General features: G+C 72.8%; 14 protein-coding genes. 5 read left to right on the top strand and 9 right to left on the bottom strand.

The features are described from left to right. The first annotated feature begins 37 nt into the window (after positions 1-37). Positions 38-1,390 (top strand): polysialyltransferase family glycosyltransferase, encoded by a 1,353-nt coding sequence (locus ACIP9H_RS12170; RefSeq protein ID WP_401587745.1) that lies wholly within the window; start codon positions 38-40, stop codon positions 1,388-1,390. Positions 1,391-1,453: 63 nt separating this feature from the next. On the opposite strand, the gene ACIP9H_RS12165 is transcribed toward ACIP9H_RS12170, so the two are convergent. From ACIP9H_RS12165 to ACIP9H_RS12150, 4 genes are all read right to left on the bottom strand, one after another. Further along, positions 1,454-2,584: an acyltransferase gene (locus ACIP9H_RS12165; RefSeq protein WP_401587742.1), complete on the bottom strand. Its 1,131-nt coding sequence runs from the start codon at positions 2,582-2,584 to the stop codon at positions 1,454-1,456. A gap of 296 nt (positions 2,585-2,880) precedes the next feature. Beyond that, positions 2,881-6,429 (bottom strand): transcription-repair coupling factor, encoded by a 3,549-nt coding sequence (gene mfd / locus ACIP9H_RS12160; protein WP_401587740.1) that lies wholly within the window; start codon positions 6,427-6,429, stop codon positions 2,881-2,883. Between the two features lie 996 nt (positions 6,430-7,425). After that, complete coding sequence (locus ACIP9H_RS12155) at positions 7,426-10,005, bottom strand: ABC transporter permease (RefSeq protein ID WP_401587737.1); 2,580 nt, start codon at positions 10,003-10,005, stop codon at positions 7,426-7,428. After that, a complete protein-coding gene (locus ACIP9H_RS12150) occupies positions 10,002-10,790 on the bottom strand; it encodes an ABC transporter ATP-binding protein (protein ID WP_360910823.1) in 789 nt (262 codons plus the stop codon). The genes ACIP9H_RS12155 and ACIP9H_RS12150 overlap by 4 nt, the downstream gene beginning before the upstream one ends. A 372-nt stretch (positions 10,791-11,162) precedes the next feature. On the opposite strand from ACIP9H_RS12150, the gene ACIP9H_RS12145 reads away from it, so the two are divergent. Beyond that, entirely contained in the window at positions 11,163-12,638 is a 1,476-nt protein-coding gene (locus ACIP9H_RS12145; protein ID WP_401587734.1) for an MFS transporter, read from the top strand. Between the two features lie 10 nt (positions 12,639-12,648). Here ACIP9H_RS12145 and ACIP9H_RS12140 read toward each other — a convergent pair whose 3' ends face one another. From ACIP9H_RS12140 to ACIP9H_RS12130, 3 genes are all read right to left on the bottom strand, one after another. Beyond that, positions 12,649-13,650 carry a cellulose-binding protein gene (locus ACIP9H_RS12140; protein ID WP_401587732.1) on the bottom strand — a complete coding sequence of 334 codons (1,002 nt, stop codon included), beginning with the start codon at positions 13,648-13,650 and terminating at the stop codon, positions 12,649-12,651. Positions 13,651-13,727: 77 nt separating this feature from the next. Further along, positions 13,728-15,941 carry an SUKH-4 family immunity protein gene (locus ACIP9H_RS12135; RefSeq protein ID WP_401587729.1) on the bottom strand — a complete coding sequence of 738 codons (2,214 nt, stop codon included), beginning with the start codon at positions 15,939-15,941 and terminating at the stop codon, positions 13,728-13,730. 7 nt (positions 15,942-15,948) lie between these two features. Beyond that, entirely contained in the window at positions 15,949-16,944 is a 996-nt protein-coding gene (locus ACIP9H_RS12130) for an HNH endonuclease (protein ID WP_401588001.1), read from the bottom strand. A gap of 400 nt (positions 16,945-17,344) precedes the next feature. Here ACIP9H_RS12130 and ACIP9H_RS12125 point away from each other — a divergent pair, with 400 nt between their 5' ends. Next, positions 17,345-17,839, top strand: coding sequence for a YwqJ-related putative deaminase (locus ACIP9H_RS12125; protein ID WP_401587727.1), 495 nt, complete (start codon positions 17,345-17,347; stop codon positions 17,837-17,839). Continuing rightward, positions 17,836-18,348, top strand: coding sequence for an SUKH-3 domain-containing protein (locus ACIP9H_RS12120; protein WP_401587724.1), 513 nt, complete (start codon positions 17,836-17,838; stop codon positions 18,346-18,348). Before ACIP9H_RS12125 ends, ACIP9H_RS12120 begins: the two co-directional genes overlap by 4 nt. 510 nt (positions 18,349-18,858) lie before the next feature. Here the strand turns inward: ACIP9H_RS12120 and ACIP9H_RS12115 are convergent. Next, positions 18,859-20,160 (bottom strand): sensor histidine kinase, encoded by a 1,302-nt coding sequence (locus ACIP9H_RS12115; protein WP_401587721.1) that lies wholly within the window; start codon positions 20,158-20,160, stop codon positions 18,859-18,861. Between the two features lie 175 nt (positions 20,161-20,335). On the opposite strand from ACIP9H_RS12115, the gene ppc reads away from it, so the two are divergent. Continuing rightward, positions 20,336-23,059, top strand: a complete 2,724-nt coding sequence (gene ppc, locus ACIP9H_RS12110) for a phosphoenolpyruvate carboxylase (RefSeq protein WP_401587718.1) — start codon at positions 20,336-20,338, stop codon at positions 23,057-23,059. A 75-nt stretch (positions 23,060-23,134) separates the two neighbouring features. On the opposite strand, the gene ACIP9H_RS12105 is transcribed toward ppc, so the two are convergent. After that, complete coding sequence (locus ACIP9H_RS12105; protein WP_360911025.1) at positions 23,135-23,737, bottom strand: TetR/AcrR family transcriptional regulator; 603 nt, start codon at positions 23,735-23,737, stop codon at positions 23,135-23,137. Positions 23,738-23,761 lie beyond the last annotated feature (24 nt).

Here is a 23,761-nt window from a genome sequence, read left to right as displayed (position 1 = left end):
ATGCGCGGGCAACGCGGGCATAAAGGAAGCCTTCGAGATGACCCAGATATTCTTCGCGGCGACGCAGTACGCCGCCGCGACCATAACCGCCGCTGTGAAGGCCGGGCTTTTCGGCTCCCGTGAGGGGCGGCGGCGGGTGCTGGTGATCAGCAACACCTCGGCGATTCCCGAACTGACCACGCCGGTGGACCGCATGGCCGGATTCGAGAAACTGCGGCCCGAGTACGACGCGGTCTACTCGTGGAACGAGATGATCGCCCCGCACCACCCGGCCGGCTGGTCCCCTCTCCCCGAGGAGATCCCCGTGTGGGAGCGGGCGCTGCGCCTGGCCTGGGAACTGGGCGACGGGCCGGTGGAGATCGCCTGCGAGTCCATCCAGGCCAACCCGTCCCGCGCGGTCGCGGACATCTTCGCCGACAGCCCGATCCATGTGTACGCCGACGGCCTGATGAGCTACGGCCCCACGCGCAACCGCATGCCGGCCGACCTGCACAACCGCTTCCGGCGCCTCCTCCACCTCGACCTGGTCCCCGGCCTGCGGCCCCTGCTGCTGTCCGAGTACGGGGTGGAACCGGTCGTCATCCCCGGGGACACCTTCCAGCAGGTCCTGGAGGACATCGGCGGCCACGGCGTGTCCCTGCTGAAGGAGCTCGTCCCGGCGGACGACCGGCCGACGGCGGTGCTGCTCGGCCAGTACCTCTCCGCCCTCGAACTGATCACGGTGGCCGAGGAGGACGCACTGCACGTGCGGATGCTCCGCGGCGCCGTGGCCGCGGGCCACCGGCACCTGCTGTTCAAGCCGCACCCCAGCGCGCCCGCCCAGTACTCGCGGTCACTGGAGCAGGCCGCGGCCGAACTCGGGGTCGCGCTCACCGTCCTGGACACGCCCCTGCTGGCCGAGACCGTCTACCAGTACCTGCGCCCGGGGCTGGTCGTCGGCTGCTTCTCCACCGCGCTGATGACCGCCTCCGCGTTCTACGGCATCCCGGTCGCCCGGGTGGGCACCGAAGAACTGCTGAAGCGCCTCACCCCGTACGAGAACAGCAACCGGGTGCCGCTGACGGTCATCGACGCCGTCCTGCCGGACCTCGAGAAGGACGCGGCCGCGATCGGCACGCCGCTCCACCGGGACCCGGAGCGGGTCGGGAGCGAGCTGGCCCCCCTGGTGCGGGCGGTGGGCTACTGCATGCAGCCGAAGGCGTACGCCGCCCTCAAGGGCGAAGCGGCGGCCTGGCTCGACGGCCATCTCGCCGAGAACGCGCGGTACTTCAGCGAGAAGCGGCTGACGCGCCTCGGTCTGCCCGGCGGGAACCCCAGCCGCGCCGACACGCTGCGCCGCAACCCCGCGGTCCGGCGCCTGGTGCGCGGTCTCCGCGCCGCCCGCCGCTGACCCCTTCCGGACCGCCCGGCGCCGAACACGCCCGGGCGGTCCCCCTCCGGCCCGACGAGCCGCTCAGCCCAGCCAGCGCGACAGGTGCAGCCGCGTCCACAGCATGCTGACGGCGAAGGACAGCACGGCCGTCACTCCCACAAGCACGGTCATCAGCCCCAGCGCGCCCAGCCAGCCGGCGTCCGGCGTGACCAGGTGGCGGGCCAGCAGCTTCAGGAACAGCAGGTGCACCAGGTAGGCGCCGAAGGCCGCGGTGCCGAGCTTGGAGAGCAGCGGACGGAAGCGCTTGGGGACGGTGAGCCGGTTGAACGCCATCAGCAGCGTGCCGGCCAGGATCGGCATCATGAAGCCGTCGTACGGCGCCGGGTTGCGCACGAAGTGCTCGTACAGGACCACGGCGGCCCAGGCGCACACGCTGGCGCCCAGCCACAGCGTGCGCCGGCCCCGCCCCGTGGTGGCGGACGCGGGCAGTGCCAGCAGGAAGGCGCCGACGGCCGCGTAGGCGATCTGGTAGGGCAGGGGAACCCAGGTGAACTCGGGAATGTCGATGTTCAGCACGCCCGCCGCGTCGTCGAGGAAGGCCGGCGTCAGCGCGAGGGCGAGGAACACGACCGCGAGGCCCCAGGGCCGCTTGCCGTCCTTGACCAGGGACGTCATGGACAGCACGAGGATCACCGGGACGTAGGCGTACAGGTACCACAGGTGCAGGGTCGGAGCGACCGAGCCGAACAGCGACTCGTACGCCAGCCGCTTCGTCGAGTGGGGGTTGGTGTCCTGCGCCCAGCCCCACAGCAGGTAGATGGCCGTCCAGACGGCCATGGGCACCAGGATGCGGACCAGCCGGGTCCGCACCTGCGCCTCGCTGCGCGGCGGCGCCCCGGACAGCACGACCCACCCGGCCATGGCGAAGAACAGCGGCACGGCGCAGCGGCTGAGTCCGTGGCCCACGAGCGCGACCCAGTAGACGGGGGCGCCCCCCGACGGGTGGCGGCCGACGACGTTCAGGAACTGGCCCGCGGCGTGGCAGACGATGACGCCGATCGAGCACAGGACGCGCAGCAGGTCGATGTCGTACCGGTGCTCACGCACCGGTTTCGCGGGGGGCACCTCGGCGGAAGCGGTCTCTGCCGCGGTGACGGGCCCGGTCGCGGTGGCGGGGGCGGTGATGGTCGGCTGCACGGAGATCGTGCTCACTCCCTGTCGGGCTTACCGGGTCCGGACGTCGTCCGGCCCGGGCTCCGGATCACGTGTGTTCGGGGGCACGGCTCTCTCCCCGCGCGGGAGGGCGTCCCGGTTCCCGTGTACCCCGGATCGCCGACCGGACCGCCGGTCGGTGGGGGCAGGGCATGCCGCGTCCACCAGCCGGGCTGACGCCCGGCGGTAGGTACCATAACCATCCTTCGTGGGGCAGGGAATGCCTGTGTGACGGATGTGAGACATGCCACTCCCCCGCGAGGGAACCCGGACGCGGAGAATCCCCTCCGCCCCCGTCAGCCCCCGAGCACCGCCGTCAGCAACTCCGCCGTCCACGTGAGCAGTTCACGCCCGACGACCGGCTTGCCGCCGATGCGCGCCGTACTCGGGCGGGGGACGAGGATCTGCTTGGTCCCGGCCTTGACGACCGTGCGCGGGTAGAGCCGGTTCAGCCGCAGCTCCTGGGACTCGCGCAACTCGACCGGCGAGAAGCGCACATTGGCACCCTGCAGCGTGATGTCGGCGACACCGACCTTGCGGGCCAGCAGCCGCAGCCCGGCGACCAGCAGCAGGTTCTCCACCGGCTCGGGCAGCTTGCCGTAGCGGTCGGTGAGCTCCTCGCGGACGGCCTTGATGTCCTCGTCGGAGTTGACGGAGGCGATCGCGCGGTAGGCCTGCAGGCGCAGCCGCTCGCCGGGCGCGTAGTCGTGCGGGACGTGCGCGTCGACCGGCAGCTCGATCTTGACCTCCAGCGGGGCCTCCTCGGCCTCGCCGCCGCCCTCCTCCAGCGCGGCCCGGTAGTCGGCGACGGCCTCGCCGACCATGCGGATGTACAGGTCGAAGCCGACACCGGCGATGTGGCCGGACTGCTCGCCGCCGAGCAGGTTGCCCGCGCCGCGGATCTCCAGGTCCTTCATCGCCACGTACATGCCCGCGCCCATCTCGGTGTGCTGGGCGATGGTCGCCAGCCGCTCGTGCGCGGTCTCGGTGAGCGGCTTCTCCGGCGGGTACAGGAAGTACGCGTAGCCCCGCTCGCGGCTGCGGCCGACCCGGCCGCGCAACTGGTGCAGCTGGGACAGGCCGAAGGTGTCGCCGCGCTCCACGATCAGGGTGTTGGCGTTGGAGATGTCGATGCCGGACTCGACGATCGTCGTGGAGACCAGCACGTCGAACTTCTTCTCCCAGAAGTCGACGACGACCTGCTCCAGCTGCGACTCGCCCATCTGCCCGTGCGCGGTGGCGACCCTGGCCTCGGGGACCAGGTCGCGCAGGCGCGCCGCGGCCTTGTCGATGCTCTCCACCCGGTTGTGGATGTAGAAGGCCTGGCCCTCGCGCAGCAGCTCGCGCCGGATCGCCGCGGCGATCTGCCGGTCCTCGTACGGCCCGACGAAGGTCAGCACCGGGTGCCGCTCCTCCGGCGGGGTGGTGATCGTGGACATCTCGCGGATGCCGGTGACCGCCATCTCCAAGGTGCGCGGGATGGGGGTGGCGGACATGGTCAGCACGTCGACGTTGGCCCGCAGCTTCTTCAGCTGCTCCTTGTGCTCCACGCCGAAGCGCTGCTCCTCGTCCACGATCACCAGGCCGAGGTCCTTGAACTTCGTCTCGGAGGAGAACAGCCGGTGCGTGCCGATGACCACGTCCACCGAGCCCTCGCGCAGGCCCTCCAGGACCGCCTTGGCCTCGCTGTCGCTCTGGAACCGGGACAGGGCCTTCACCACGACCGGGAACTGCGAGTAGCGCTCGGAGAAGGTCCCGAAGTGCTGCTGCACCAGCAGCGTCGTCGGCACCAGGACGGCCACCTGCTTGCCGTCCTGGACGGCCTTGAAGGCCGCCCGCACCGCGATCTCGGTCTTGCCGTAGCCGACGTCGCCGCAGATCAGCCGGTCCATCGGGACCGACTTCTCCATGTCCTCCTTGACCTCGGCGATCGTCGTGAGCTGGTCGGGGGTCTCCGCGTACGGGAACGCGTCCTCCAGCTCCCGCTGCCAGGGGGTGTCCGGCGCGAAGGTGTGCCCGGGGGCGGCCATGCGCGCCGAGTACAGCCGGATCAGGTCGGCGGCGATCTCCTTGACCGCCTTCTTGGCGCGCGCCTTGGTCTTCGTCCAGTCCGCGCCGCCCAGGCGGTGCAGGGAGGGCGCCTCGCCGCCGACGTACTTGGTGATCTGCTCCAGCTGGTCGGTCGGGACGAACAGCCGGTCGCCCGGCTGGCCCTTCTTCGCCGGCGCGTACTCCACCACCAGGTACTCGCGGGTGGCGCCCTGCACGGTGCGCTGCACCATCTCCACGTAGCGGCCGACACCGTGCTGCTCGTGCACGATGAAGTCGCCCGACTGGAGCGTCAGCGGATCGATGGTCTTGCGGCGCCGGGACGGCATCCGGCCCATGTCCTTGGTGGACGAGCGCTGGCCCGACAGGTCGGTCTCGGTGAGGACGGCGATCCTCAGCGCGGGGTCCACGAAGCCGCTCTCGATCGAGCCGCAGGCGACATGGACGACGGCGGGCTCGATCGGCCCGGACAGCTCGGTGTCGAGCCGGGCGGCGATGCCCTCGTTGCCGAGCACCTCCACGATGCGGGCGGCCGGGCCGTGGCCCTCGGTCACGTAGACCGTGCGCCAGCCCTCGGCGAGCCAGCCCTTGGTGTCGGCCAGCGCGCGGGCGGTGTCGCCGCGGTAGAGCTCGGGGGCGTGCATGCCCAGCTTCAGGGTGTCGGCCTCACCGTCGACGGCGTCCTCGTCGGCCCCGAAGGGGCTCACCGACCACCACGGGGTGCCGAGCTCCCGGGCCCGGTCGCGGACGTCGGCGATGCCCCACAGCGAGGCCGCGCCCAGGTCGATCGGCGCCTCCCCGCCGCCCGCGGACGCCGCCCACGACGCCTCCAGGAACTCCCGGCTGGTCGCCACGAGGTCCGCGGCACGGGCCCGCACCCGCTCCGGGTCGCAGACCACCGCCATCGCCCCGGCGGGCAGCACGTCCAGCAGCAGTTCCATGTCGTCCACCAGCACCGGGGCGAGGGACTCCATGCCCTCCACCGCGATGCCCTGGGCGATCTTGTCCAGCAGCTCCCGCAGCTGCGGGTGCTGCTCGGCGAGCTCCGCCGCCCTGGCCCGCACCTCGTCGGTGAGCAGCAGCTCCCGGCACGGCGGCGCCCACAGACCGTGCTCGGCGACCTCCAGCGACCGCTGGTCGGCCACCTTGAAGTAGCGGATCTCCTCGACGTCGTCGCCCCAGAACTCGATCCGGAGCGGATGCTCCTCGGTCGGCGGGAAGACGTCCAGGATGCCGCCGCGCACCGCGAACTCGCCGCGCTTCTCCACCAGCTCCACACGGGCGTACGCGGCGGCCGCGAGGCCGTCCACGATCGCGTTCAGATCGGCGGTCTGCCCGGTGCGCAGCGCCACGGGGACCAGATCGCCCAGGCCCTTGACCTGCGGCTGGAGCACCGAGCGGATCGGCGCGACCACGACCCGCACCGGACCGGCGGTCGGATCGTCCGCGCTGGGGTGCGCCAGCCGGCGCAGCACCGCCAGCCGGCGGCCCACGGTGTCCGAGCGCGGGGACAGCCGCTCGTGCGGCAGCGTCTCCCAGGCCGGGTACTCCACGACGGAGTCGGCGGGCAGCAGCGACCGCAGGGCCGCCGTCAGGTCCTCGGCCTCGCGGCCGGTGGCCGTCACCGCCAGCACGGTGCGGCCCGTGCGGGCCGCGAGCGCGGCCAGCGCCAGCGGGCGGGCCGCCGGCGGGCCCACGAGATCGACGTGCGGGCGGTTGCCGTCGGCTGCGGCACGGACCGCCTCCGCGAGCGCGGGGTCGTCCACGACGACGTCGAGCAGACCGTTGAGGCTCATGTGGCTTTCCGTCCCAGAGGCAGACAGGCGGGGCAGCGCGAACAGCCCGACGCGTGGGAACGGGCCGGGGTGTCCCAGCGTACGACGCTTCGCTGACACCCGGTGCCGCCTCCCTTCGGGGGCCGCCCCTTTCCCCACCCGCCCGCCCTCCCCCAACCTTCGGCCGGGGGTGCCCCCAGCCCTGTGAAGTCAGGTACCCCGACGCGCGTTGTCGGGGGGCCGGGTTCGGGGCCTCCGGGGCTGCCATTCTGGACAGCACATTTAGGTGCCTCAGGTGCATTCCGTTGATCACTCCGGGTCGTGCACCCAAATATGCTCCAGTGTCCAGAACGCCACCCCTACGACCCCGCCCCCTCCGTAGTTGCAAGCGCCTGATCCCCGGTGGGTGGTCTGAAGCGGCACCGTGCTCAAGCCGTCATCGGCGCAGCGCGGCCGTCCCCTGTAGGCACCCGGACCGGGCCGGACCACCAACGCACCGGGAAGCGTCGCGAGAGGACCGCCGGGCCGCCCAACGCTGTCTGTCGGCTGATCATCGACCGCAGCCGACCGTGCCGCACCGACGGGTGGTCTGGCCGCCTCCTTGCTCCCGCCGGGGATCAGGCGCGAATGCTCACCTGCGGGAACCCCCCGGCCAAAGGCTGGTGGCCGTTCTCCTGCGGCCGATTCCGCCGCGCTGACTGCGGCCCGGGCCACGGCCGCCTTCTCACCCCCACCGGGGATCAGGCGCATGGCGAAACGGAGGGGGCGGGGGAGGTGGGGGCACCTCCCAGCGGTAGCTGGGGGAGGGTGGATGTGCTGGACGTTCGGCATATTTGTGTGCGGCATCCGGGGCGAACAACGGCAGGCGCTGGAAACGCACGTAAATATCCAGTCCAGGACGTGCAGCCCCGGAGGCCCCGAACCCGGCCCCCCACAACGCGCGTCGGGGCGCGTGACTTCACAGGGCACACGGGAGGGGGGGGCGGGTAACCCCGCCCCCCACATCGTGGCGCGGCGCTAGTCGGTCGCGATCGCCGTCAGGACGTTCATGCGGGCCGCCCGGAACGCCGGCACCAGTGCCGCGACGAGGCCGACGAAGGCGGAGCCGATGAAGACCGTGATGATCGTCGGCCAGGGGATCTCGAGGATGCCGAGGCCCTGGAGGGCGAGCAGCTTCTGGGCCGTGGCGCCCCAGCCCATGCCCAGGCCGAGGCCGAGGATCGCGCCGAAGAGGGCGATGACGACGGACTCCAGGCGGATCATGCGGCGCAGTTGCCGGCGGGACATGCCGATCGCCCGCATGAGGCCGATCTCCCGGGTGCGTTCGACGACCGAGAGGGCGAGCGTGTTCACGACGCCCAGGATCGCGACGATGATCGCGAGCGCGAGGAGGCCGTAGATCAGGTTGAGCAGTTGGCCGATCTGGTCCTTGAGCAGTTGCTTGTAGTCGGCCTGGTTGCGGACCTGGACCTGCGGGAAGTCGTGCAGGGCCTTCTTGAGTCCGGCGTACGCGGCGTCCTGCTGCCCGTCCTCGGCGGCCGCGAACATGATGTCGTTGATCGGCATCCGGTCGGCGGGGACGTAGTGGGCCGCGGTGGTGATGTTGGTGTACATCGCGCCGCCGTCGAAGGCGGTGTCCTTCGTGGTGATCGCGGTGACCTTGAGCTTCGCGGTACTGCCGGCCGAGAAGTGGACGGTGAGGGTGTCGCCGAGCGTGACGTGGTGCTTGTCGGCGAAGCTCTCGCCGACCGACATCGCGTCGGCCCCGTAGGCGGCGGAGAGTTCGCCGGCGACGGTCTTGACCTGGAGGTCCTGGGCGTAGGTGGGGTCGGCGGCGGAGATGCTGGTGTCGGAGACGGCGCCGTCGGGGGTGGTGATCTTCGCGTCGAGGGACTTGTAGTCCGTGACGTGCGCGAGGTGGGGCGCGGCCTTGATCGCGTTCTCGATCTGCGGGGTGATGGGCTGGCCGCTGTCGGAGGCGATGATGAAGTCCGCGCCGACCGACTTGTCGAGCTGGTCGCTGGCCGAGGCCACCATGGAGGAGCCGACCACGGACAGGCCCGCGACGAGGGCGAGTCCGATCATGAGGGCGGCGGCGGTGGCGCCGGTGCGGCGGGGGTTGCGGAGCGCGTTGCGTTCGGCGAGGCGGCCGACGGGGCCGAAGACCCGCAGGACGCCGGCGCTGATGACGCGGACGACGAAGCCGGCGAGCAGCGGCCCGACGACGACGAAGCCGACCAGGGTGAGCAGGACACCGAGGCCGAGGAAGGCCGAGCCGTCGGTGGCCTTGGTGGCCCGCGAGGCGGCCACGAGGGCGCCGGCGCCGGCCAGCGTGAGGACCACGCCGATCATGGCGCGCACCCGGCCGGCCCGGCCGTCGGCGGGGATGCCGGCGTCGCGGAGGGCGGCCATCGGGGAGACCTTGCCGGCCCGGCGGGCGGGCAGGTAGGCCGCGAGCACGGTGACGACGACACCGAGGACCAGGCCGGCGACGGGCGTACTGGCCTTGACGGTGAGCGAGGAGGTGTCGAGGTTCATGCCCATGCTGCCCATGAGCTTCATCAGCAGCACGGCGAGTCCGACGCCGCCGCCGATGCCGAGGACGGAGCCGACGACGCCGAGGAGCAGCGCCTCGATGAGCACCGAGCGGTTGACCTGGCGGCGGCTGGCGCCGATGGCGCGCATGAGGCCGATCTCGCGGGTGCGCTGGGCGACCAGCATGGAGAAGGTGTTGACGATCAGGAAGACGCCGACGAGGACGGCGATCCCGGCGAAGCCGAGCATCGCGTACTTGATGACGTCGAGGAAGCCGGCGATGTCCTTCTTGTTCTCGGCGGTCCACTCGGCCTGGGTCTGGATCTTGTAGCCGCCGGTGGTGCCGAGCGCGGCGGCGACGTTCTTCTTGAGCTGGTCGTCGCTGACGCCGGGGGCGGCGGTCAGGCCGACGCTGCTGAAGACGTCCTTGGCGCCGAGGATCTTCGTCTGGGTGGTGGCGGTGTCGAAGTAGAAGACGGCCGCGCCGGGGTTGGTGACCTTGAAGGTGACGATGCCGGTGATCCGGGCGCGGAACTCGCCGGGGATGGCGATGACGCGGATCTCGTCGCCGATCTTCAGGTGGTGCTTGTCGGCGGTGTCGGCGTCGACCATGGCCTCGGTGGGCCCGCGCGGGGCGTGGCCGGAGGTGAGGTCGACCGAACGTTCCTCGGTGGAGTCCCAGTTGGTGGCGATGGTGGGGGCGCCGGAGGTGGGGCTGAGGCTGTCGTTGGAGCTGTCGGTGACGGTCAGGGTCTGGCTGCCGGCCTCGCCCGTCGCCTCCTTGACGCCGTCGACGGTCTTGAGCCGCTCGACCACGGAGGCCGGCACGGTGGCGGCCTTCGCCGTCATCTGCATGCCGTCGTTGCCGGGCGCGCTCTTGGGCGTGACGGTGACGTCGGAGGCGGTGGCGGCGAAGAGCTTGTCGAAGGTGGAGGTCATCGTGTCGGTGAAGACGAGCGTGCCGCAGACGAAGCCCACCGACAGCAGGACGGCTATGGCGGAGAGCGCCATGCGGCCCTTGTGCGCGACGAAGTTGCGCAGGGAGGTCTTGAGGACGGTCACGACGTCCTCCCGCGGGCGTCGAAGTCCTTCATGCGCTCCAGGACGGAGTCGGCGGTCGGGTCGCGCATCTCGTCGACGATCCGGCCGTCGGCGAGGTAGAGGACGCGGTCGGCGTAGGAGGCGGCGACCGGGTCGTGGGTCACCATGACGATGGTCTGGCCGAGTTCGTCGACCGAGCGGCGCAGGAAGCCGAGGATCTCGGCGCCCGCGCGGGAGTCGAGGTTGCCGGTGGGCTCGTCGCCGAAGATGATCTCGGGGCGGGCGGCGAGCGCGCGGGCCACGGCGACGCGCTGCTGCTGGCCGCCGGAGAGCTGTCCGGGCCGGTGCTTCAGGCGGCCGGCCAGGCCGACCGTCTCCACGACGCGCTGCAGCCACTCGGGGTCGGCCTTGCGGCCGGCGATGTCCATGGGCAGCGTGATGTTCTCGGCCGCGTTGAGCGTCGGCAGCAGGTTGAAGGCCTGGAAGATGAAGCCGATCTTGTCCCGGCGCAGCTGCGTGAGCTTCTTGTCCTTGAGACCGGTGATCTCGGTGTCACCGACGAGGATCCGCCCCTCGGTGACGGTGTCGAGGCCGGCGAGGCAGTGCATCAGGGTCGACTTGCCGGAGCCGGACGGCCCCATGATCGCGGTGAAGCGACCGCGCTCGATGTCGACGTCGACCGCGTCGAGGGCCACGACCCGGGTCTCGCCGGAACCGTACGCCTTGGTCACGCCGCGGGCACTGGCGGCAACGGCCGTACGTTCTCCGCTGCCCCCGGACTTGGGAATCGATACTGCCGTTGTCACTGTCTGTCCTGCTTTCCTGGTGGATGTCCTGGCTGGTGCGGACGTGCGCCATCGCCTCTACAGACTGGCTGCCGGACGGGGGCCTGGACGATGGTGCGGGTCTCCGTATCGACCCGGGGGTTAGCCCCACCGAGAAGGCTAGGGAGCCCGGGAGGGGTGGCTCGTCCTCCGCCGGTACGAACCGGGGGTAGGAGAAAACTCGGTGCGCCCCCTAGGGGGACTGCATCTTTCGGGTGACCCGGCTCGGGGTCGATGCTGCACCCTCCCGCGGCGGGAGGCTCAAGCCCGGGTGTCCGGCCTGCGAGAACCCCCTGTGCGGCACCCGTACGGACATGAAAAAGTGTGTCGTACACAGATCCAGGGGGTTCTCCCGTGCAGGGCACCGATCAGACCACGACCGCGGCGGCCGTGGCCGCGCCGCCGATCCGCCGCGGGCCGGTGGTGGCCGCGCTGATGCTGGCGATGGCGCTGGCGGCGATGGACTCGACGATCATCTCCACCGCCGTCCCGCAGATCGTCGGCGAGCTCGGCGGCTTCTCCGTCTTCTCCTGGCTCTTCTCCGGCTACCTGCTCGCGGTCACGGTCACCCTGCCGGTCTACGGCAAGCTCGCCGACACCTTCGGCCGCAAGCCGGTGCTGCTCGTCGGCATCGCGATCTTCCTGCTGGGGTCGCTGCTCTGCGCGGGCTCGTGGAACATGGCCGGCCTGATCGCCTTCCGCATCGTGCAGGGGCTCGGCGGCGGCGCCATCCAGGGCACGGTGCAGACCGTGGCCGCCGATCTGTACGGGCTCAAGGAGCGCGGCCGCATCCAGGCGGCGATCTCGACGGTGTGGGCGGTCTCCGCCGTCGTCGGCCCGCTGTGCGGCGGGCTGCTGTCGGGCTACGCCAGCTGGCGCTGGATCTTCCTGATCAACCTGCCCATCGGGGCGATCGCGCTCTTCCTCATCTCCCGCCACCTGCGCGAGTCGGTCGCCCGCCGCACCCGGCACCGCGTCGACTGGCCCGGCGCGCTCGGTCTGTTCCTCTCCGGCGGGCTGCTCATCAGCGGCCTCGTCCAGGGCGGCCCGCTCCGGCCGTGGCTGCTCGGCGGCAGCGTCGTCCTGGGCGTCGCGACCTATCTGGTCGAGCGGCGCGCGGCCGAGCCGATCATCCCCGGCTGGGTCTGGCGGCGGCGCGCCATCGTCGCGGTCAACCTCGCACTCGGCATGCTCGGCGTGCTGATGGTGGCGCCGACGGTCTTCCTCCCGACGTACGCGCAGACCGTGCTCGGCCTCGGGCCGATACAGGCCGGTTTCGTGCTGTCGGTGATGACGATCAGCTGGCCGCTCTCGGCCGCCCTGAGCAACCGCGTCTATCTGCGCATCGGGTTCCGCGACACCGCCGCGCTCGGCATGGCGGCGGCCGTCGTCGTCCTCGTCGCGCTGGTGATGCTCCCGTACGCCGGCCCGGCCTGGCAGCCCACGCTCGTCATGCTGCTGCTGGGCGCGGCCCTCGGCCTGTTCCAGCTGCCGCTGATCGTCGGCGTGCAGTCCACGGTGCCCTGGCGCGAGCGCGCCACCGCGACCTCGTCGATCCTCTTCTGCCGCCAGGTGGGGCAGAGCGTCGGGGCCGCCGTCTTCGGCGCCGTCGCCAACGCGACCCTCGCCTCGCGCCTGCACGGCTCGGGGACCGACCTCGACGCGGTCACCGGCGCCGCGCACCTGAGCGAGCCGGTCCGGCGCGCGGTCGCCGCCGCGGTCAACCACGTCTACGCGGGTGCGGCGCTGGCCGCCGTGCTGGCGCTGCTCGCCGTGCTCCTGGTGGCCCCGCGCCGCTTCCCGGTGCTGGAGGAGGACCCGCAGCCGTAGTCCCGCGGGACTACGGCTCCTGCTTCCCCTCGGCGTCGTCGGTGTCGTCGGTGTCGTCGGTGTCATCGGACTTCGCCGGCGGCGGCACCTCCCCGGTGGCGGAGCCCGAGTCCGCGGCATCTGTGTCGTCCGTGTCGGGGGCCTCGCCGCCGGTGAGGGCGACGAGGCTGCTGCGGACGTGCGCCAGATGCTCGCGGATCTCGTCGCGGCGGACCTCGTGCTGGCGCAGTTCGCGCTCGGCGGCCAGCCGGATGCGCTCCTCGCGGACACGGGCCTGGGCGAGCAGTTCGGCCGCGGCCGCCTCGGCGTCCTGCTCCCGGCGGCGGGCGGCCTCCTCGGTGGCGGCCAGGGCGCGGCGGGCCTCCTCGACCATGTTCTCGGCGTAGTGGGTGAGTTCGGCCAGGCGCGCGTCCAGGCCGGCCTCGCGCTCGGCGAGTTCGTGCTCCTGGGCGTCGCGCCGTTCGCGCCGCTCCTTCTCCTGTGCGGCGAAGGCGCGTTCGGTGTCCCGGCGCAGCGCGTCGAGGCGCCGCGCGGCGTCGTCGCGCAGGTGGGCGGCCTCGCGCCGGGCCGTGCCGACGAGCTCGGAGGCGGTGGAGCGGGCCTCGTCGAGCGTGGCCGAGGCCTGGACGTCGGCACGGGTACGGCGGGCCTGCGCGGCGGCACGGGACTCGTCCAGCAGGGTGCGCCGGGCGGCCTCGGCGGCGTCGTGCGCGGTGCGGGCCTCCTCCTCGGCGCGGTCGCGCACGGCGGCGGCCTCCTCCTCCACCAGGCGCAGCAGTTCCTGGGCGCCGCCGCCGAGCGACTCGAAGGTGGGAGGGGCGAGGCCGGCGACGACGTCGCGCAGGGCGGCGCACTCGGCGTCCATCTCGTTGGCGAGGACGGTGAGCCGTGCGGCACGCTCCCAGGCGGCGTCGCGGTCCTCGGACAACTCCTCGAGGAAGCGGTCCACCTGGTCGGTGCGGTAGCCACGGCCGCGGCCCGTGGCGAAGCCGTAGGGGTATGCCGTACTCATACCCCCATATTCATGGGTTTGCCCTATTTGCACATCATGCGACACTCCGGCCGCGTACGACCGGGGTGCCGACGCGACTACAGCATCCCGTCCCACATCTGTTCGATCAGCACGGACCACCAGTGCTCGGGCGACGCCACGGCCGCCGGGTCCAGCGCGGCGATCTGCGCCTGGAAGTCCACCGTCCAGCGACCCGCCTGGTCCGGCGTCAGCCCCAGCCGCCAGCGCCACATCTTGCCCAGCAGCGCCAGGCAGCGGACGAACTCCGGCAGGGAGGAGTTGACGAACTGCGGCGCCACCGCCCCACCGCCCGGCCCCGCCTCCATCGGGACCGCGACGATGTGCGCCGTGCCGTACTGCACGCACAACTGGCGGCCGAAGTCGTTGCCCATGACCAGGTACGAACCGGCGTCCGGCGCCGGCTGCACACCGCGCTCGGCGGCCAGCTCGGCCAGCGTCGGCACCGGGCGCCCCGGCTGGGCCTGCGCCCAGAAGAACGGCCCGAAGTCCACCGGCAGCCCGGACCACGTCAGGGTCTGCGCCACGATGTCCGGCACGCCCTGCCGGGCGACCGCGCGCTGGTCGAAACGGAAGACGCCCTGCGGCCCGAAGGACTGGGCGAGCTCGTGCCCGATCGCGTCCAGCGGGATCGCGGGCACCCGCTGGACCTGGTGCGGCTCGGGCATCGGCACGCGGTGCGGGCGGCCGGGCGCCGGCGCGCTCGCCACCTGGTGCAGCTCGCCGAGGTGCGTGAGCAGGTGCTCCACGCCCGCGCGGCGGCCGGCCCGGTCCTTTCCGTACGGTGCGGTGCTGCTGATCCGGACCTGGGGCCAGGTCTCCCGGATCATGCGGGCGCAGTAACCGCCGGGCAGGTCGCAGGACTCCAGTTCGGTGTGCAGCTCCAGCACCGCCTGCGGCGGCACGCCGAGGGCGCGCAGCTCGTGCAGGATCTGCCACTCCGGGTGCGGGGTGCCCGGCGCGGAGCGGCGGATGAGCTGCTGCTCGGAACCGTCCTGCGCCCGGTAGCGGAGCACGGCCATGTAGCCCGGTCCGATGGTGGGCACGCCCGCCGGCGGCTGCGGCTGCGGCGGCGCCGGGGGCTGCGGGTAGCCGTACGCCGCCGGGGGCGGCGGCGGGGCCACCGGCACGGGCCCGGGTGCGGGGCCGGGTGCGGGCGGCGGCGGGGGCGGGCCGTCGGGGCGCGACAGCATCGTCGACGCGTGGTGCACGTCCGCGGACGGAGGCCCCGGCGCGGGCGGCGGCGGCTGGTTCGCGGGCAGCGCCTGCACCAGCTGCGTCGGCACATAGCCCGCGCCCGGGGTCCCGGGCACACCGGGACCGGGCGGCGGCGGGGGCGGAGGCGGCGGTCCGGCCTTGGCGGTCTCGGCGCCGGCCAGGTCCGCGGCGCCCTGCCGCCGCGCCCCGGCACCCGGCACTCCGGGCGGGGGCGGCGGGCCGTCGGGGCGCGACAGCATCGTCGCGGCGCGGTGCGCGTCCGCGGGCGGGGGCCCCGGCGCGGGCGGCGGGGGCGGCGGCGTCGCCGCGCCGCCGGGGTAGCCGTAACCGCCGGGCGGCAGCGGGGTACCGGTCTCCGGTACCCCGGGCAGCCGCTCGGTGCTGGCCTCGGCGCTGTTCCTGGGCGGCGGCGTGTGCGCGTCGTCGGAGTCGGTGATCGGCGGCGCGTAGACCGTCGCGGGCGGGGGCACGGCCCGGCCCGCGTCGCCGTTGTTGGTGTCCCGCCAGGTCGAGGGCGGCGGCGTCGGCGACCGGTCGTACGGCAGCGGCATCGCCGGCGTCGGCGTGGGGACGAAGGGGGGCGGCGGCCCGTCGAACGGCGAGGGAGCGCCGGCGGTCGCCCCCGCGTCCGCCACCGTGACGGCGTCGGAGGGCTCCGGGGCGGCGGGCTGCCGGTGGTCCGGGATGCCCAGGCGGTCGGCCGCGTCCTGGAGCCACTGCGGCGGGCTGAGCAGGAAGGAGGTCGCCCCCAGGTCCAGCCGTTTCGGCGGCTCCGGTACGGCGTCGGCGACGACGGCGCCCCCGTACGCCTCCTCCCAGTGCCGGATGATCTCGCCGACCGGCAGCGCCGGCCACAGCGTGGCCTCCCCGCTGTCCTTGGCGATGACGAGGCGGGCCTCGCCCTCGTCGCCGGTGGGCCCCCCTTCACGCGGCTCGGACCAGACCACGAAGCCCTGGCCGAACTCGCGCACCTGCACCTCGCGGACGAGGTACGCCGGGACGCCTGCGTTGATCCACCGCTCGGCGCGCTCCTGCGCCTCCGCGAACGTCACCATCCCCGTCTCACCCCTCCACCGGGACGGCGCGGGCGAAGCCGCCGTCCACCATCAGGTTCGCGACCGTGTCCAGCTCCGGCGGATCGCCGGCGAGCGCGGCGAGGAAGGCGTCGAAGTCCTCGCCGCAGGGCAGCAGCAGCGCGGCGACCCGCTCCTCGGTGGAGGCGAAGGCGCCGTCGGTGTCCCGGACGTCGTCGTAGGGGCACAGCCACATCGAGCCGAGGTCGGCGCCGCGCGCCTTGACCGCGAGCACCCCGCCCTGCACATAGGCGATCGCGAGGTAGTCCTTGGTGAGGTGGTCGCGCAGGCACTTGTTGACGTAGACGAGGTCGTTGACCGCCGACTCCTCGCGCACCGTGAAGAAGGGCTGGTCGACCAGGAGCCCCAGCAGGGGCAGCAGGGCGACGCCGCGCGGGGCGCAGCCGCCGGCGGCCTTGAGGAAGCTGCGGTACGCGCCGGGCAGCCGGTAGCCGAGCTCCTCCTCGACATCGCGCACCTGCTGCTCGGAGACGGCCGCCGCATCGCGCCGCCCCGTGCCCACGGCGAAGTGCGTGGGACGGGTGTCCTGGAGCGGTCGCGTGCCCCGCTTGCCGTGGTCCGCCGAGGCGGTGGTGGCGAGGCCGCCGTGGTGCCGCAGCAGCGACTTGACCTCGACGGGGATCAGCTCCAGGCGGCGCGAGCCGGCGACATGGTGCCACGTCCAGCCGTGCGGGGTGGCGACGGGCGACAGGCTGCCCCACAGCTCGTGACCGGCGGCGTGCTGGGCGGCGTTGGCCGACACGTGGTCGGTGAGCCGCAGTTCGTCGATCCCGAAGCCGTCCGGCGGCTCGGCGATCTCGGCGGCGGCACGGGCGAAGGGCGTGAAGTCGGGGAAGCCGTGGTCGTCCACGCGGACGCCCTGCGGATGGCGGGCGCGGCGCACCGGGTCGGGAAAGTGCACGATCTGACCGGCGTAGGCCGCGTTCGGTGGCGCGGCCCGGTGCCCGAGCCGACCTGTCGTCATTGCGGATGCCCCCATGCTGGATCTGTTGTTGGGCACAGCCTAGGGGGTGGGGCAACAGGGACTTCGGCTGGTTCCGGTCACTGCCGCGCACCGGATGCACGTTGTCGCGGACCCGCGAACTCCCCAGCCCTGAGCCGAACTTGATCACGAATCGGCGGCCATGCCGCCCCCCGCATCCGACCCGGCGCTACTATCCGTACAACCAGTGGCCAACACCAGGACGACCGGGAGGCGGTGGCACATAGGACTGCGACACCCATCTCCCCCCAGTGCCGTGACATCCGGCACAAAGTAAACCTCTCACCTCACAACCGACTTCCGTAACGCGCGATCAATTGGCAGTCTTACGCGGATAAGGGGGACGTCCTTCTCGAAGGACGGATCGGAGGGTCATAGGAACATGCTGACGAGAGGAGCCGCGGACCCGCGGCTGACCTGGGGAAGTGAGGAAGCGCCACCCCCGCCCGTGCTGCGCCACCGCCGCGACGGCATCCTGCCGGCGGTCGCCGCGGCACTGTCGGTCAAGGACGAGGTGCTCACCTGCACCGGGAGCAAGGGCGAACAGCCGCCCGCACTGCACCCCCTGGTCCAGGACGCCCTCGACACCCTGCCGGTAGCACAGCGTGAGCGGTTCACCGGGCGGTGCCCGGAACCCGTCCTGCTGTCCCGCTGGCTCACCGAGGCCGACACGGGGCGCAGCAAGCGCGCCGCGCGCAAGCCGTTCACCCACGCCGATGCCCGCAAGGCACTCAAGGGCGCGAAACTGACGTCCCGTCATATACGCGAGGACGGCGACCCCGAGCACGGCGGCTACGCGCCACCCTGCCGCACCTGCCTCCCGCTGCTCGAGCACTTCGGCGTGCGGGCCTTCGACCCGGGGAGCGAGACCGAGTGAACGCGAGCGACGCCCTCAACGCCCGGACCACCTCGACGCGCTTCCCCGTCGGCGTCGACGCCGCGCTGCGCGCCGCGGGCTGGCAGCCCGGCCAGTGGGACATCCGCCGGGCCGAGGTCTGGGCCGACACCCTGCGCGCCTACGTCTCCCCCGGCGGCCACCGGCACAGCGTCTTCCCGGCCGCCGTCGAGGCCTGGGCCGAATTCGGCGGCCTGACCGTCCCCGCGGTCTCCGCCCCCGGCCGCCCCCAGGTCGCACCGAGCGGCGTCGTCATCGACCCCCTCCAGGGCCTCCACCTCGCCCGCACCTGGGGCGATCTGGGCTCCGCCCTCGACACGGAGGTGGCGCCGCTGGGGGTGGAGTCCACGGGGCAGGGGCACCTGGGGATTGATGCGCTGGGGCGGGTGTACTGCGTGGACCACACCGGGGACTACTACTTGGGCCCGACGATCGACGCTGCGCTGTGCACGGTCACGGCAGGCCTGCGCCCCCACCGCCTCACGCTCTGACGCCCCCGGTTTTGGTTTTTCCCCCGCCCTCCCGCCCGATTACCCGGCGCGGTAAGTGCGGGCCCCGCGCTCTGTCCGCTGTGGGGTCGGCGCCGCTCCGGAGTCCGTCCTCGGCGCTCGCGGGTTACCCCAGCAATTAGTGTGCCGCAGTCGCCGCTCGTCGCCTGCGGGCGGACCCCGGCGCACCCCCTCCCGGGTCGGCTGGGGCGACTGACGGCCGGTGGGGGTTCGGAGAGCACTTGCGGCAACCCCGGACCGCCTTCTCACCCACCCACCGGGGATCAGGCGCGATACGAGACGGAGGGGGCGGGGTCGGAGGGGTGGCGTTCTGGACACTGGAGCATATTTGGGTGCACAACCCGGGGCACGCAGCCGACAGTGCCTGAGGCACCTAAATGTGCTGTCCAGAATGGCAGCCCCGGAGGCCCCGCACCCGGCCCCCAACAACTGGCGTCGGGGCGCCCAGACTTCACAGGGCACACGGGCGGGCGGGCGGGGAAAAAACCGAGCTCACGCCGGGAGGAGGGCCGAGACGCGGAAGCCGCCTTCCGGGGTGGTGCCCGCGGCGAAGCCGCCCCCCAGGGCGGTCACCCGCTCCCGCATCCCGATGAGCCCGTTCCCGCCGCTAGGCAACGCCATCGGCGGTACCCCGCCGGACGGCCCGTTCTGCACCAGGACGGCGACCTCCGCCTCGCGGTACGCCAGGCGGATGCGGGCGCGGGCGCCCGGGGCGTGCTTGTGGACGTTGGTGAGCGCTTCCTGCACCACGCGGTAGACCGTGGCCTCCACGCGCGCGGCGAGCCGCCGCTGCGCCCCTTCGACGGTGTACTCCACGTGCATGCCGGCGGCCCGCGACTCCTCGACGAGGGCGTGGAGTTCCGCGAGGCAGGGCCCGGAGTCGTCGGGCTCTTCGGGGGGCGCGGGGGCGGGCTCCACGGGCGCGGTGACAGCGGGCACGTCCGGCCCCGCCGGCCCCGTCCGCAGGACGCCCAGCATCTCGCGGAGTTCGTTGAGCGCCTGCCGTCCCATGTCGCCCAGGAGCTGCGCGCTCGCCGAGGCCTTCTCGGGGTCCTTGACGGCGATCGCCTGGAGGGCCGCCGCGTGGACGACCATGAGGCTCACGCGGTGGGCGACCACGTCGTGCATCTCGCGGGCGATGCGGGTGCGTTCCTCCATGCGGGCCCGTTCGGCGCGTTCGGTGGCCTTCTCCGCCAGCAGCGACAGCTCCCGTTCCAGGCCGTCCGCCCGCTCGCGCAGCGACTCGACGAGCCGCCGCCGGGCGCCGGCGTAGAGCCCGAGCAGCACGGGCGGCGCGGTCACGCCGAGCGCCGCGAGCACGGAGGTGAGGGCGACCGCGACGAGCGGCGCGTGGTAGGTGCCGGAGCTGAGGTCGCCGTGCATCTGGAGGAAGGTGACGATCAGCGTGCCGAGCATGGTCATGCCGGACAGCACGGCGATGATGCGCCGGGGCACGTCGGAGGCGGCCAGGGTGTAGAGGCCGACGATGCTGAGCAGGATGCCCATCTGGGCGGGGGTGATCGCGATGGACACGAGGACCACCGCCACCGGCCACCGCCGGCGCAGCACCAGCAGGGAGCCGGCCAGCAGGCCGAAGACGCCCGCGACGACCGGGGACACGCCGGTCTTCTGCGCGAAGGCCACGCCCTCGACGAGGCACTCCAGGGCCGACACGGCGGCCAGCACCACGTCGAGGACCATGCTGCGCCGCCGGGCCCACCACCACGGCCCGGCGGCGGCCCCCCGGCTCCGTCCTCCAGCTCCGTCCGGTACGTACTCCCCCGTCGTACTCATACGGCCCAGCCTAGACGCGGCGCTGTCCGCCTGGCGGTCAGCCCCGGTCGCGGGCGGACGGCCCTTCTATCCTGGTGGCGTCGGACAGCGCGGTCCGCCCCCCGGACGACCCGCAGCGCGGGGCGCCCTTGCGTTTCTTGCCGCGATCCATACCACTGCACTAGGAGCCGCACCTGTGAGCAGCGCCGACAACACGACCGAGAGCGCACCCCTGCGCGCGGACATCCGCCGCCTGGGAGACCTCCTCGGCGGGACGCTCGTACGGCAGGAAGGCCAGGAACTCCTCGACCTCGTGGAGAGGGTGCGGGCGCTGACCCGCAGCGACGGCGAGGCCGCCGCCGCCCTTCTCGGCGACACGGATCTGCAGACCGCCGCCAAGCTGGTGCGCGCCTTCTCCACCTACTTCCATCTCGCCAATGTCACCGAGCAGGTGCACCGCGGCCGTGAGCTGCGGGCCCGGCGGGCCACCGACGGGAGCCTGCTGGCCCGTACGGCGGACCTGCTGAAGGACGCCGATCCCGAGCACCTGCGCCAGTCCGTGCGCAACCTCAATGTGCGGCCGGTCTTCACCGCCCACCCGACCGAGGCGGCCCGCCGCAGCGTGCTGAACAAGCTGCGCCGCATCGCCGCCCTGCTGGACAAGCCGCAGGACACCGACCGCCGCAGGACCGATGTGCGGCTGGCGGAGAACATCGACCTGCTGTGGCAGACCGACGAGCTGCGCGTGGTGCGTCCCGAGCCCGCGGACGAGGCGCGCAACGCCATCTACTACCTGGACGAGCTGCACACCCGCGCCGTGGGCGACGTGCTGGAGGACCTGGCCGCCGAGCTGGAGCGGGTGGGGGTGCCGCTGCCGCCGGAGACCCGCCCGCTGACCTTCGGCACGTGGATCGGCGGCGACCGCGACGGAAACCCGAACGTCACGCCGCAGGTCACCTGGGACGTGCTGATCCTCCAGCACGAGCACGGCATCACCGACGCGCTGGAGCTCGTCGACGACCTGCGGGCGATGCTGTCGAACTCCATCCGCAACTCCGGGGCCAGCCCGGAGCTGCTGGCCGATCTGGAGGAGGACCTCAAGCGGCTGCCGGGGATCAGCCCGCGCTACCGGCGGCTGAACGCGGAGGAGCCGTACCGGCTCAAGGCCACCTGCATCCGGCAGAAGCTGCTCAACACGCGCGAGCGGCTGGCCACCGGCACCCCGCACGTCCCCGGCAAGGACTACCTGGGCACCTCCGAGCTGGTGGCCGACCTGCGCCTGATCCAGGAGTCGCTGCGCGCCAACCGCGGCGAGCTGATCGCCGACGGCCGCCTGGACCGCACCATCCGCACGCTGTCGGCCTTCGGCCTCCAGCTGGCCACGATGGACGTGCGCGAGCACGCGGACGCCCACCACCACGCCCTCGGCCAGCTCTTCGACCGCCTCGGCGAGGAGTCCTGGCGGTACGCGGACATGCCGCGCGAGTACCGGCGCAAGCTGCTCGCCAAGGAGCTGCGCTCGCGCCGTCCGCTGGCGCCCACCCCGGCGCCGCTGGACGCGGACGGGGCGAAGACGCTCGGCGTCTTCCACACCGTCGCCGAGGCCTTCGAGCGTTTCGGGCCGGAGGTCGTGGAGTCGTACATCATCTCGATGTGCCTCGGCTCGGACGACGTCTTCGCGGCGGCGGTGCTGGCGCGCGAGGCCGGGCTGATCGACCTGCACGGGGACGTCGCCAGGATCGGCATCGTGCCGCTGCTGGAGACCACCGACGAGCTGAAGGTCGCCGACAAGCTGCTCGACGAGATGCTCTCCGACCCCTCGTACCGCAAGCTCGTCTCGCTGCGCGGGGACGTGCAGGAGGTCATGCTCGGCTACAGCGACAGCTCGAAGTTCGGCGGCATCACCACCTCGCAGTGGGAGATCCACCGCGCGCAGCGGCGGCTGCGCGACGTGGCGCACCGGCACGGGGTGCGGCTGCGGCTGTTCCACGGCCGCGGCGGCACGGTGGGCCGGGGCGGCGGCCCCACGCACGACGCGATCCTGGCGCAGCCGTGGGGCACGCTGGAGGGCGAGATCAAGGTGACCGAGCAGGGCGAGGTCATCTCCGACAAGTACCTCATCCCGTCGCTGGCCCGGGAGAACCTGGAGCTGACGGTGGCGGCCACGTTGCAGGCCTCGGCCCTGCACACGGCCCCGCGGCAGTCCGACGCGGCGCTGGCCCGCTGGGACGCCGCCATGGACGTGGTCTCCGACGCCGCGCACGCGGCCTACCGGCGGCTGGTGGAGGACCCGGACCTGCCGGCGTACTTCTTCGCCTCCACGCCGGTCGACCAGCTCGCGGAGCTGCACCTGGGATCCCGGCCGTCGCGCCGCCCGGACAGCGGCGCGGGCCTGGACGGCCTGCGGGCCATCCCGTGGGTGTTCGGCTGGACGCAGTCGCGGCAGATCGTGCCCGGCTGGTTCGGTGTCGGCTCGGGGCTGAAGGCGGCCCGGGAGGCGGGCCGGGAGGCGGACATCGCCGAGGCGTACGAGCGGTGGCACTTCTTCCGCAACTTCCTGTCCAACGTCGAGATGACGCTGGCCAAGACGGACCTGCGGATCGCCCGGCACTACGTGGACACCCTGGTGCCGGACGAGCTCAAGCACGTCTTCGACGTCATCACGGCGGAGCACGAGCTGACGGTCGCCGAGGTGCTGCGGATCACCGGTGAGGCGGAGCTGCTGGACGCGCAGCCGGCGCTGCGGCAGACCTTCCACATCCGGGACGCCTACCTGGACCCGATCTCCTACCTCCAGGTGGCGCTGCTGCACCGGCAGCGGGAGGCCGCGGCCCGCGGCGAGGAGCCCGATCCGCTGCTGGCCCGCGCGCTGCTGCTGACCGTCAACGGTGTGGCGGCCGGTCTGCGCAACACCGGCTGATCCGTCCCGTACGGCGAAGGCGCCGCCCCCGCCCGGGGTGCGGCGCCTTCGGCGTGCCGGGTCCACTTCCGTGGTTCAGTTCTTGCGGTGGCCGATCAGCCGGGGGCGGGGCTCCAGGCCCGACAGCCCGTTCCAGGAGAGGTTGACCAGGTGCGCGGCGACCTCGGCCTTCTTCGGCTTCTGGGCGTCCAGCCACCACTGCCCGGTCAGCGCGACCATGCCGACCAGCGCCTGCGCGTACATCGGGGCGAGCTTGGGGTCGAAGCCGCGCTGCTTGAACTCCATGCCCAGGATGTCCTCCACCTGGGTGGCGATGTCGCTGATCAGCGAGGCGAAGGTGCCCGTGGACTGCGCGACCGGGGAGTCCCGGACGAGGATCCGGAAGCCGTCGGTGAACTGCTCGATGTAGTCGAGGAGGGCGAAGGCGGCCTGTTCCAGCAGTTCGCGCGGATGGCCACCGGTGAGCGCGCCGGTGACCATGTCCAGCAGCTGGCGCATCTCGCGGTCCACGACGACGGCGTAGAGGCCCTCCTTGCCGCCGAAGTGCTCGTACACCACGGGCTTGGACACGCCCGCCTTGTGCGCGATCTCCTCGACGGAGGTGGCCTCGAAGCCGCGTTCGGCGAAGAGCGTGCGGCCCACGTCGAGGAGTTGCTCCCGGCGCTCCTTGCCCGTCATGCGCACCCGGCGGGTACGCCGGGA

Source organism: Streptomyces sp. NPDC088732 (assembly GCF_044751205.1).
GTDB lineage: Bacteria > Actinomycetota > Actinomycetes > Streptomycetales > Streptomycetaceae > Actinacidiphila.
This window is presented reverse-complemented; position numbering and strand designations above follow the sequence as displayed.

Bases quoted from the DNA above. Each gene is read 5' to 3' on its own strand.
- ACIP9H_RS12125 (WP_401587727.1), top strand. From the start codon at position 17,345: ATGCTGACGAGAGGAGCCGCGGACCCGCGGCTGACCTGGGGAAGTGAG.
- mfd (WP_401587740.1), bottom strand. From the start codon at position 6,429: ATGAGCCTCAACGGTCTGCTCGACGTCGTCGTGGACGACCCCGCGCTC.
- ACIP9H_RS12170 (WP_401587745.1), top strand. From the start codon at position 38: ATGACCCAGATATTCTTCGCGGCGACGCAGTACGCCGCCGCGACCATA.
- ACIP9H_RS12115 (WP_401587721.1), bottom strand. From the start codon at position 20,160: ATGAGTACGACGGGGGAGTACGTACCGGACGGAGCTGGAGGACGGAGC.
- ACIP9H_RS12130 (WP_401588001.1), bottom strand. From the start codon at position 16,944: ATGACGACAGGTCGGCTCGGGCACCGGGCCGCGCCACCGAACGCGGCC.
- ACIP9H_RS12140 (WP_401587732.1), bottom strand. From the start codon at position 13,650: ATGAGTACGGCATACCCCTACGGCTTCGCCACGGGCCGCGGCCGTGGC.
- ACIP9H_RS12105 (WP_360911025.1), bottom strand. From the start codon at position 23,737: ATGACGGGCAAGGAGCGCCGGGAGCAACTCCTCGACGTGGGCCGCACG.
- ACIP9H_RS12135 (WP_401587729.1), bottom strand. From the start codon at position 15,941: ATGGTGACGTTCGCGGAGGCGCAGGAGCGCGCCGAGCGGTGGATCAAC.